At 63.5% G+C, this 9237-nt stretch carries 13 protein-coding genes; 10 read left to right on the top strand and 3 right to left on the bottom strand.

The window, feature by feature from the left end:
- A partial coding sequence (locus ABDW57_RS26005; protein WP_343733044.1) for a leukotriene A4 hydrolase C-terminal domain-containing protein occupies nucleotides 1–331 on the top strand: 331 nt, incomplete at its 5' end.
- Nucleotides 328–1887 carry a serine hydrolase gene (locus ABDW57_RS26000; protein WP_343733043.1) on the top strand — a complete coding sequence of 520 codons (1560 nt, stop codon included), beginning with the start codon at nucleotides 328–330 and terminating at the stop codon, nucleotides 1885–1887. The genes ABDW57_RS26005 and ABDW57_RS26000, both read left to right, overlap by 4 nt.
- Before the next feature lie 3 nt (nucleotides 1888–1890).
- On the opposite strand, the gene ABDW57_RS25995 is transcribed toward ABDW57_RS26000, so the two are convergent.
- The gene (locus ABDW57_RS25995; RefSeq protein ID WP_343733042.1) at nucleotides 1891–3606 is read right to left on the bottom strand and encodes a GGDEF domain-containing protein; all 1716 of its coding nucleotides are present in this window, start codon (nucleotides 3604–3606) and stop codon (nucleotides 1891–1893) included.
- 149 nt (nucleotides 3607–3755) lie between these two features.
- On the opposite strand from ABDW57_RS25995, the gene panD reads away from it, so the two are divergent.
- The 6 genes from panD to ABDW57_RS25965 all read left to right on the top strand — a co-directional run bounded on the left by panD (nucleotide 3756) and on the right by ABDW57_RS25965 (nucleotide 6922).
- A complete protein-coding gene (gene panD, locus ABDW57_RS25990) occupies nucleotides 3756–4115 on the top strand; it encodes an aspartate 1-decarboxylase (RefSeq protein ID WP_343733046.1) in 360 nt (119 codons plus the stop codon).
- A 76-nt stretch (nucleotides 4116–4191) separates the two neighbouring features.
- The gene (locus ABDW57_RS25985) at nucleotides 4192–4509 is read left to right on the top strand and encodes a metalloregulator ArsR/SmtB family transcription factor (protein WP_343733045.1); all 318 of its coding nucleotides are present in this window, start codon (nucleotides 4192–4194) and stop codon (nucleotides 4507–4509) included.
- Entirely contained in the window at nucleotides 4506–4979 is a 474-nt protein-coding gene (locus ABDW57_RS25980) for an arsenate reductase ArsC (RefSeq protein ID WP_343733041.1), read from the top strand. The genes ABDW57_RS25985 and ABDW57_RS25980 overlap by 4 nt, the downstream gene beginning before the upstream one ends.
- Nucleotides 4976–5653: an MIP/aquaporin family protein gene (locus tag ABDW57_RS25975; RefSeq protein WP_343733040.1), complete on the top strand. Its 678-nt coding sequence runs from the start codon at nucleotides 4976–4978 to the stop codon at nucleotides 5651–5653. The genes ABDW57_RS25980 and ABDW57_RS25975 overlap by 4 nt, the downstream gene beginning before the upstream one ends.
- Complete coding sequence (arsH, locus tag ABDW57_RS25970; protein WP_343733039.1) at nucleotides 5650–6363, top strand: arsenical resistance protein ArsH; 714 nt, start codon at nucleotides 5650–5652, stop codon at nucleotides 6361–6363. Before ABDW57_RS25975 ends, arsH begins: the two co-directional genes overlap by 4 nt.
- Before the next feature lie 19 nt (nucleotides 6364–6382).
- Nucleotides 6383–6922 (top strand): arsinothricin resistance N-acetyltransferase ArsN1 family B, encoded by a 540-nt coding sequence (locus ABDW57_RS25965; protein ID WP_343733038.1) that lies wholly within the window; start codon nucleotides 6383–6385, stop codon nucleotides 6920–6922.
- A gap of 28 nt (nucleotides 6923–6950) precedes the next feature.
- Here the strand turns inward: ABDW57_RS25965 and ABDW57_RS25960 are convergent, their stop codons facing one another.
- Nucleotides 6951–7541: a cation transporter gene (locus tag ABDW57_RS25960; RefSeq protein ID WP_343733037.1), complete on the bottom strand. Its 591-nt coding sequence runs from the start codon at nucleotides 7539–7541 to the stop codon at nucleotides 6951–6953.
- A gap of 77 nt (nucleotides 7542–7618) precedes the next feature.
- On the opposite strand from ABDW57_RS25960, the gene cadR reads away from it, so the two are divergent.
- On the top strand, nucleotides 7619–8023 hold the full coding sequence (gene cadR, locus ABDW57_RS25955; RefSeq protein WP_343733036.1) for a Cd(II)/Pb(II)-responsive transcriptional regulator: 405 nt from the start codon (nucleotides 7619–7621) through the stop codon (nucleotides 8021–8023).
- 169 nt (nucleotides 8024–8192) lie between these two features.
- Here the strand turns inward: cadR and ABDW57_RS25950 are convergent, their stop codons facing one another.
- Nucleotides 8193–8810: a Crp/Fnr family transcriptional regulator gene (locus ABDW57_RS25950; protein WP_343733035.1), complete on the bottom strand. Its 618-nt coding sequence runs from the start codon at nucleotides 8808–8810 to the stop codon at nucleotides 8193–8195.
- A 216-nt stretch (nucleotides 8811–9026) separates the two neighbouring features.
- Between ABDW57_RS25950 and ABDW57_RS25945 the strand changes: the two genes are divergently transcribed.
- Complete coding sequence (locus ABDW57_RS25945; protein WP_343733034.1) at nucleotides 9027–9212, top strand: hypothetical protein; 186 nt, start codon at nucleotides 9027–9029, stop codon at nucleotides 9210–9212.
- The last annotated feature ends 25 nt before the right edge of the window (nucleotides 9213–9237 follow it).

Here is a 9237-nt window from a genome sequence, read left to right as displayed (position 1 = left end):
GTGGAAGTACACCTGGCTGAACGAGGGCTTCACCACCTACGTCACCACCCGCATTGTCGAAAAACTGTATGGCGAAGAAGTGGCCGAGATGAACCTGCAGGTGGAGCAGGAAGAGGCGCTGGCGTCGGTGAAGGCCGGCTACAACGTGCGCGAGCCGCTCGGCAAATTCCTCAACAGCGTGGGCCGCAAGCTGTTTGTGGTGCCGCTGTACACGGCGCTGCTGAAGAACCCGAACGAAAAAGACTGGGCCAGAACGGTGTACGCCAAAGCGCGTTCGCACTACCACCCGATCACGCAAGCTGCTGTCGACAAGGCATTCAAGAAGCAATGAAACTGCACACTCACTTTGTGGCGGCCGCGCTGATGCTGGCCGCCGTGGCGGCGCATGCCGCCAGCGTGCCGCCGTTTAACCTCGATGCGGACGTCAACCGCGCGCTGAAGACCTTCGAGGTGCCGGGCATGGCGATCGCCATCGTCAAGGATGGCAAGCTGGTCACGGCCAGGGGCTATGGCGTGCGCAAGCTGGGCGAGCCGGCCCCGGTGGACGGCAAGACCCTGTTTGAAATCGCCTCCAACTCCAAGGCGTTTACCGCCGCCGGGCTGGCGATGCTGGTCGACCAAGGCAAGATCGCCTGGGACGATCCGGTCACCCAACATCTGCCGGGCTTCCAGATGTACGACTCGTATGTCACCGGCCAGATGACGGTGCGCGACCTGCTCACGCACCGCAGCGGCCTTGGCCTCGGCGCCGGCGATTTGCTGTGGTGGCCGAGCACCACCTTCAGCACCGACGAGATCATCGCCAGGCTGCGTTACGTCAAGCCGGCCACCAGCTTCCGCGCCAGCTACGCGTATGACAATCTGCTGTACATCGTGGCCGGCAAGATCATTGCCGAGAAGGCCGGCAAGCCGTGGGGCCAGGCGATGCAGGAGCAGATCCTCACGCCGCTGGGCATGAGCGGCACCAGGACCAGTGTGGCCGAGATGCTGGCCACCAGCGACTACGCGGCGCCGCACAGCAAGATCAAGGGCCAGATCGCGGTGGTCAAGCCGATGCCGGTGCCCAACGCGGTGGGGGCGGTGGGCATCAACACCAACGCCGAAGACATCGCGCGCTGGATGACGGTGCTGCTCAATCACGGCAAGCTGGACAACGGCACGCAGCTGTTCAGCGCCAGACAGGCGGCCGAGATGTGGAGCGAGCAGACGCCGATGCGCATCCGCGAACCCAAGCCGGCGCTGGCCGCCACCAAGCCCAACTTCTATGCCTATGGCCTGGGCTTCCAGCTGCGCGACTACCAGGGCCGCAAGCTGGCCATGCACGGCGGCGCGCTGCAGGGCTTTTACTCGACGGTGCTGATGGTGCCGGAAGAGAAGCTGGGCATCGCCATCCTGACCAACGCCGAGAACAGCGCGGCCATGGCGGCGCTGTACTACCGCATCCTCGACCACTACCTGAAGGTGCCGCCGTCCGACTGGATCCAGCTGTACGCGGATCAGGAAGCGGCCGCGCACAAGGAGGAGTTGGAACGCCAGGGCAAGGAGCAGACCGCGCGCGCGGCGGCATCGACGCCCTCGCTGCCGCTGGCGTCGTACAACGGCGAGTATGAGGATCCGTGGTACGGCAGGATCAGCATCCGCGAGGAGGGCGGCAGGCAGGTCATGCGCTTTGCGCGCACGCCGGATCTGAGCGGGGAGCTGGAGCACTTCCAGCACGACACCTTCATCGTGCGCTGGCAGGAGCGCAACTTCAACGCCGACGCCTACGTGACGTTTGCGCTGAATCCGGACGGCAGCATCGAGCGCATGAAGATGGCGCCGATCTCCACCGAAACGGATTTCAGCTACGACTTCCGTGACCTCAGCTTCACGCCGGTGAAGCAGTAAGCCTCAGGCCGCGCGCTCGACCCGGTTGCGGCCCTTGCGCTTGGCGCGGTACAGCGCCAGGTCGGCCGCGTGCAGCAAGTCGTCCAGCGCCGCCTGCGGGCCGTTGGCGCTGGCCACGCCAAAGCTGGCGCTCACGCGCAGGATGTGGCCATCGGCCAGCGTCAGCGAGGCCTCGGCAATCGCCGCGCGCAGGCGTTCGGCCAAGAGGCAGGCCTGCTCCTGCGTGCAGTGCGCCGGCATGACCACGAACTCCTCGCCGCCGTGGCGCGCCAGCATTTCACCATCGCGCAACTGCTCGCGCACCACGTTCGCCACTTGAATCAGCACCTGGTCGCCGGCCTCGTGGCCATGCGTGTCGTTGACCGACTTGAAGTAGTCGATATCGAACAGCAGCACCGACAGCGACTCGTCGCGCTCATGCGCGCGGCGCAGCTGCTGGTTGCCGGCCCGGGTGAAGGCGCGGCGGTTGAGGATGCCGGTCAGGTAATCGGTGTCGGCGCGCCGCCGCAGTTCCTCGATCAGGTGCTGGCGTTCCAGCTCCAACTGCTGGCGCTCGATGCTGTTGGTGCGCAGCGTCGACAGCGCGCGCAGCATGTCGCCGATTTCGTCCGGCCGCTGCAGGCCGCCGGGATCGCGCGAGTAGTCGCCGTCGCCGAGCCGGATCACCGCGCGCGTGGCGCGCAGCAGCGGCAGGATCACGCGCCGGCGCACGATCAGCATCAGCAGGGTGAGCGCCAGCAGGATCGCCACGCCGGACAGGCAGGCGATGATCAATTCGCGCCGCGCATGTTCGTGGTCGTTCTCGGCCTGCGCCTGCGCCTCGCGCAGCAGTTCGTCGCGCAGCGCCAGGATCGGCGTCATGGTCGGCACATAGCGCTGCGCGAACTGGCCGGTGTCCATGCCATAGTCGCGGCCAGCGCGGCTGGCCTGCTCGACCTGCGCCACCAGCTGCTGGCCGGTGCCGAAGTACACCGCGTCCATGCGCGCCACCACCGGCGCCAGCGCGGCCGCGTTGGCGTCGCCCGGCGTCTGGATTTGCTGGCGCAGCTGGTCGATGCGGCCGCGCAGCGTCTGCAGCTGTTGATGGTGCTGCAGGCCAAGTGGCTGGCGCATGGCCAGCGGCACCGTCAGCACCGAGCCCAGCCGGCCGGCGTATTCGCGCAGCTCCACCGCGTAGCGCGCCCTGATCAGGGTGCGCGAGATGCGCGGGTAGGCGCGTTCGGACGCCAGTGTGTAGCCCCCGACCGCGTCCAGCGCCTGCGGCACCAGCGCAAACATCTGCTCCACGGCCTCGGTCAGCCGCTCCGGCGTGCGCGCGGCCGGCGCCAGGGCGGCCAGCTGGTCGACCGTGGCGCGGGCCGCCGCCAGCGCGCCGTGCAGCGACGTGATCGCCACCGGATGGGGGGCGCCAAGGTCGGTTTGCAGCTCGCGCTCCAGCTGCAGCAGGGCCAGGTCGGTGGCGGCGCGCGCGCTCACCAGCCGCGCGCGCCGCGCCGGGTCGGCCGGTTGCCGGTCGCCCAGCGCGGCGTTGACCGGGCCGCGCTCGGCCGACAGTTTTTCCGCCGCCACCATGGCGCGCTGGGTCAGGCGCAGCGCCTGCAGGCCAGTGGTGGTGGCTTCATAGCGGCGCCACGCGTCCAGCGTGATGTGGGCCAGCATGCCCACCACCAGCAACGCCAGGACGGCGGTGGACGCGGTGAGCAGGCGGGAGAGTTTCATGAAAATAGTTGAAGGCTTTTACTAGTGGCAATATGCCACAAAGCCAGCCCCAGCGGGTGGCTGATGATACAATGCCCGCCTCGCGTCGCTGCCTGGGCGTGGACAGGATGCAAAGTTTGAATGATTACTATCGAGGGAATAAGATGTCTATGCAACGAATGATGCTGCGTTCCAAGCTGCACCGCGTGACGGTGACGCAGGCCGACCTGAACTACGAAGGTTCCTGCGGTATCGACGTGGATCTGCTGGAAGCTGCGGATATCAAGGTCAACGAATATATCGAACTGTACAACGTCAACAACGGCGAGCGCTTTGCCACCTACGCCATCGCCGGCAAGCGCGGCAGCGGCGAAATCTCGCTGAACGGCGCCGCCGCCCGCAAGGCCCAGCTGGGCGACCTGCTGATCATCTGCACCTATGGCCCGATGAGCGAGGAAGCGGTCGAGACCCACGTGCCGAAACTGGTGTTCGTCGACCAGAACAACAAGATCAAGAGCATCAAGAAGTAAGCCACAGGCGCCTGCACCGGGCGCCTTTTTTATACTATAATAATTCCATATTTATGGAAATGTCGAAATGACGAGCATGCAAACCTCCAACGTTCTGGCCGCGCTGGCGGCCCTCGCCCAGGACAGCCGGCTGGCGGTGTTTCGCCTGCTGGTGCAGGCCGGGCCGGCCGGCCTGGCGGCGTCGAAGATTGCCGGGCAGCTTGACCTGGCGCCGTCATCGCTGTCGTTCCACCTGAAGGAGCTGAGCCACGCCGGGCTGGTGGTCGGCCGCCAGGCCGGGCGCTTCGTGATCTACAGCGCCAATTTCGACACCATGCATGGCCTGATCGCTTTTTTAACTGAAAACTGCTGCGGCGGCCAAAGCTGCGCGCCCGCCGCCAAGGAATGCCGATGAATGTCTTGATCCTGTGTACTGGCAACTCGTGCCGCTCGATTCTGGGCGAGGCCACCTTCAACCATCTGGCGCCGGCAGGCTGGCGCGCGCTCAGCGCCGGCAGCAAGCCGGCCGGCTATGTCCATCCGCGCTCGCTGGCCTTGCTGGCGCGCGAAGGCATCGCAACCGCGGGCTATCACAGCAAGTCCTGGGATAACCTGCCGCTGACGCCGGACATCGTCATCACCGTCTGCGGCAGCGCTGCCGGCGAAACCTGTCCGGCTTATCTGGGACCGGTGATGCGCGCGCACTGGGGCGTGGAAGATCCGGCCCACGTCACCGGCAGCGAAGAGGTCATCGAGGCGGCATTCGAGCGTGCCTACCGCATCCTGCGCGTCCGCATCGAGGCCTTGTTCGCGCTGCCGCTGGCACAGCTGGACAAGGCCGCGCTGCAGCGTGAACTGGACCGCATCGGCGCCCTGCTGCCATGACGCTGGCGCGGCGCATCGTGGCCGAAGGCCTGGGCACGGCCATGCTGCTGGCGGTGGTGGTTGGTTCCGGCATCATGGCTGAACGACTGGCCGGCGGCAATGTGGCGCTCGCCCTGCTGGCGAATGCGCTGGCCACCGGCGCCGGGCTGGTGGCGCTGATTCTGACGTTTGGCCCGGTGTCGGGTGCGCACTTCAATCCGGCGGTCACGCTGTCGCAGGCGTGGCAGCGCAATCTTGCGCTGCGTGAGGCGGCGCCTTATATAGCCGCGCAGCTGGCCGGCGCGTTGGCCGGCGTGGCGGCGGCACATGGCATGTTTGGCGAGACCTTGTGGACGGCATCAGCGCATGTGCGCAGCGGCCCGGCACAATGGTGGAGCGAATGCGTGGCCACCTTTGGCCTGATCGCCGTCATCATCGCTTGTACGCGCAGCCGGCCAACGGTGACGCCGTTGGCGGTGGCAGCCTACATCACGGCCGCTTACTGGTTCACCGCCTCAACCTCGTTTGCCAATCCGGCGGTGACGCTGGCGCGCAGCATGACCAACACCTTTGCCGGCATCCGTCCGGTCGACACGCCGGGCTTCATTCTGGCCCAACTGGCCGGCGCGGCGGCTGCGACGGCGATTGTCGGCTGGCTGTATCCAGCCGCCCAACCTTGCAAGGACACGCCATGACGATCGCGAATCTGCCCAACATCAAACCGGCATTGCTCGACATTCCAGCCACCGGCAAACTGGCGCCGGCTGGCGATCTGCGCCATCCGCCGCGTATCCTGATGCTGTACGGCTCCTTGCGCGAGCGTTCTTTCAGCCGTTACCTCACCGAGGAGGCGGCGCGCATTCTGGCGCATTTCGGCGCCGAGGTGAAGATCTTCAATCCGATGGAACTGCCGATGGTGGGCAGTGTGCCGGAAGACCATCCCAAGGTGGTCGAGTTGCGCGAGCTGTGCCTGTGGTCCGAGGGCCAGGTCTGGTGCAGCCCGGAACGCCACGGCGCAATCACCGCCGTGATGAAAAACCAGATCGACTGGATTCCGCTGGAGATGGGCGCCATCCGCCCCAGCCAGGGCCGCACGCTGGCGGTGATGCAGGTGTGCGGCGGTTCGCAGTCCTTTAACGTGGTCAACACCTTGCGCCTGCTCGGGCGCTGGATGCGCATGTTCACGATTCCCAACCAGTCCTCGGTGCCGATGGCGTACAAGGAGTTTGACGAGCATGGCCGCATGCGTCCGTCCGGTTATTATGACCGGGTGGTGGATGTGATGGAGGAGTTGGTCAAGATGACGCTGCTGATGCGTGGCAGCGCCGCCTATCTGACCGACCGCTACAGCGAGCGCAATGAGCGTTCGATCAAAGCCATCAACCAGGCCATCGGGAAAATCTGATTAATCACACGGAGCTGACATGCACATACGCGAGGCCGTTAGCGGCGACGCCAACGCCATTGTGGCGATCTACAACCACTATGTTCTGAACACCTGCATCAGTTTTGAGGAGCAGGCCGTCACTGCGCCTGACATGGCGCAGCGTATTGCCGATGTGCAGGCGGGTGGTTTGCCGTGGCTGGTGGCGGAGCAGGATGGTCAACTGATTGGTTACGCTTACGCCACCAAATGGCGCGTGCGGCACGCCTATCGCTATTCGGTGGAGAGCAGTGTGTACCTGGCGCCCGGCCTTGGCGGCAAAGGCGTCGGCAGCCGGCTGTACGCCACCCTGTTCGACAAGCTGGCCGCCCAAGGCTACCACCTGGTCATCGGCGGCATCGCCCTGCCGAACGATGCCAGCGTCGCGCTGCATGAAAAAATGGGCTTCAGGAAGGTAGCCCAGTTCAGCGAAGTCGGCTTCAAATTCAGCCGCTGGCTCGACGTCGGTTATTGGGAAAAGAAGCTCGCCTGTGAGCACACGGCAGGCGGCACGGCAAGCGCTGACGCGCTATTGCGATGATGGCCGCATCGAGATCGGCAACTGAATGTCAGTGCCGCTCAAGTTTAGTTGCACGGGGAGTGGGTTGCGCTTGAGGTTGAGGCGTCTTGTTGCGCATCTCAGCGACTGCGTGAGCGATGATGGTCTTCGCAGCAGTAACCCCTAACCATCCCATGATGCATGCTACAGCAATGTCAGGCCAGCCTGATCCTGTACCAAAAACACCAAGGGCGGCCAACATCGCTGCGGCGTTGCCGATCGCATCGTTGCGGGAACATAGCCAAACAGAGCGCATGCCGGCATCACCGTTTCGATATGCGTACAACAGCAGGGCCACGCTAAGATTCGATGTTAATGCCAAGCCGCCAATAACGCCCATGGTTTCCGGGGTTGGGACGGTTCCGTTCACGAAGTTCCAGCCTGCTGTAGCGAGGACAATCATTCCGTATCCGCCGATCGTCGCGCCCTTCAGCAAGGCAGTGCGCGAACGGCATATTGGCGCCAATCCCAGCACAAACAAGGAGACGCCATAGTTCGCTGCGTCACCAAAAAAGTCGACTGCATCGGCGAGAAGCGAGACTGATCCGGACTTGATTCCCCCGCAGAGTTCCACAGCAAATATGATGGCGTTGACAATCAAGGCAATCCAGAGAATCCGGCGATACTTCGCGTCGACAGGCGCGACTACAGAGTCAAGTCGACCAACAGGAGTCTGCCGTGAGAATTGGTGAACTAGCCAAGAGGACTGGATGCGACGTGGAAACGATCCGGTTTTACGAAAAGTCAGGTCTACTCGATGAGCCCGTGCGCACAGTTTCGGGGTATCGCGAATATCAGGGCGTACATCTTGAACGCTTGCAATTTATTCGGCACTGCCGGTCTCTCCAGCTTGGACTCCAAGACATTAGGACACTGCTCGATCTCCAGGCAAAGCCCTCAGCAGGATGCGAGCACGTCAATGCCCTCTTGGACCAGCATATCGCTGCGATCCAAGCCCAAATGGCCGCGCTTCGAACGCTTGAGACGCAATTGTTCAACTTGCGCCATAAGTGCAACAAGCCGCATTCCATTGAAGAATGCGGAATCTTGCAGAATCTGGCCGACGGCGTTGTGCATGCATAGCGGTTTGGCACACGCTTACGTTTAGCCTTTTGCCCCTTTTTCTTCGATCGTTTTAGAGCGGGACTGGGGCGTTTTGCACGTACTGGATTAGAAAACAAAGACGCCCCGCAGGGCGTAATGCCGTTCAGTTAGTGCCTGAACGGTATTGTCCCGCAGGGCGTCCTTGTGTTTACTTGCTGCCGTCCTGCCGCAGCAGTTGCGACATGTATTGCGGCGTGATGCCGAGGAAGGACGCCACCACTTTCTGCGAAATGCGCTGCTCCAGTCCCGGATACTCGCGGCGGAAGGCGTTCAGGCGGCCCTGGGCCGGCGAGGCGTTCAGGTACAGGCGGCGGCTCTGCTCGATGATGCTGCACTGGGCCGCGGCCAGATAGTAGTCGCGCAGCTGGCTGTTGGCCTGATACAGCGCGCTTACTTCCGACCAGTCCAGGCGGTAGCCGTGGATGGCGGTCTCGGCCACCACGAAGTTCATCGCCGGGTGCGCATCGCGCGAACGCAACAGATCGTCATGCGCGGCCACCGGTTCGCCGTCGGTCTGGAAGTGCAAGGTCACTTCGTTGCCGGACTCGGTGATGAAGCCGGTACGCGCCACGCCGCTGTGCAGCCAGTGCACATATTGCGCCGGCACGCCGATGCGCTGCAGGTACTCGCCCTTGCGCGTGCTGAAAGGCACAGCCAGCGGCGCCAGCAGGCGCGAGGCTTCATCGTACAGTTCGGGCGTCACGCCGTAACGGCGGGACACGGCTTCGCGGTATTTGGCGCGGTGTTCTAGGAATGCGTTGCTCATGACTCTGTGGATTAGCGTGCGGATGGCCAAACGGACAATGTTGTATTTAAAATCCCGCTATGTAAACGGCCGTACAAAAGCGAATCCGAAAGTGTAAACGTTTTCACACCCGATGGCGCAATATTTGTTGCAGATTAGAATGCAAATTAAAATTTATTTCAAACTTCAAACAGTTGAACATGCACATCCCTAGTGCTTTGGCCGGCCCTGCAGGGCGTGGCCGACGCAACCCGCGCCATGATGGATTTGCCGCTGGCCAAGGAGCGCCTGATTTCCGACTGGTATCGCATGGTGTACTCCGGCATACGCCGCACCACGGCGGTGGCCAAGAGCGCCGATCCCCCGCTGGCCACCTTCTTTGCCGAGGAAGCCAAGACCGCCACCGCTATTCGCAAGGCCTGATCAAGAAGATCGAGGCGCTGTCCAA

The organism is Duganella sp. (genome assembly GCF_039595735.1).
Taxonomy (GTDB): Bacteria; Pseudomonadota; Gammaproteobacteria; order Burkholderiales; family Burkholderiaceae_D; genus Rugamonas.
The sequence above is the reverse complement of the archived record's forward strand: the minus strand, read 5'-3'. Positions and strand labels throughout refer to the sequence as shown.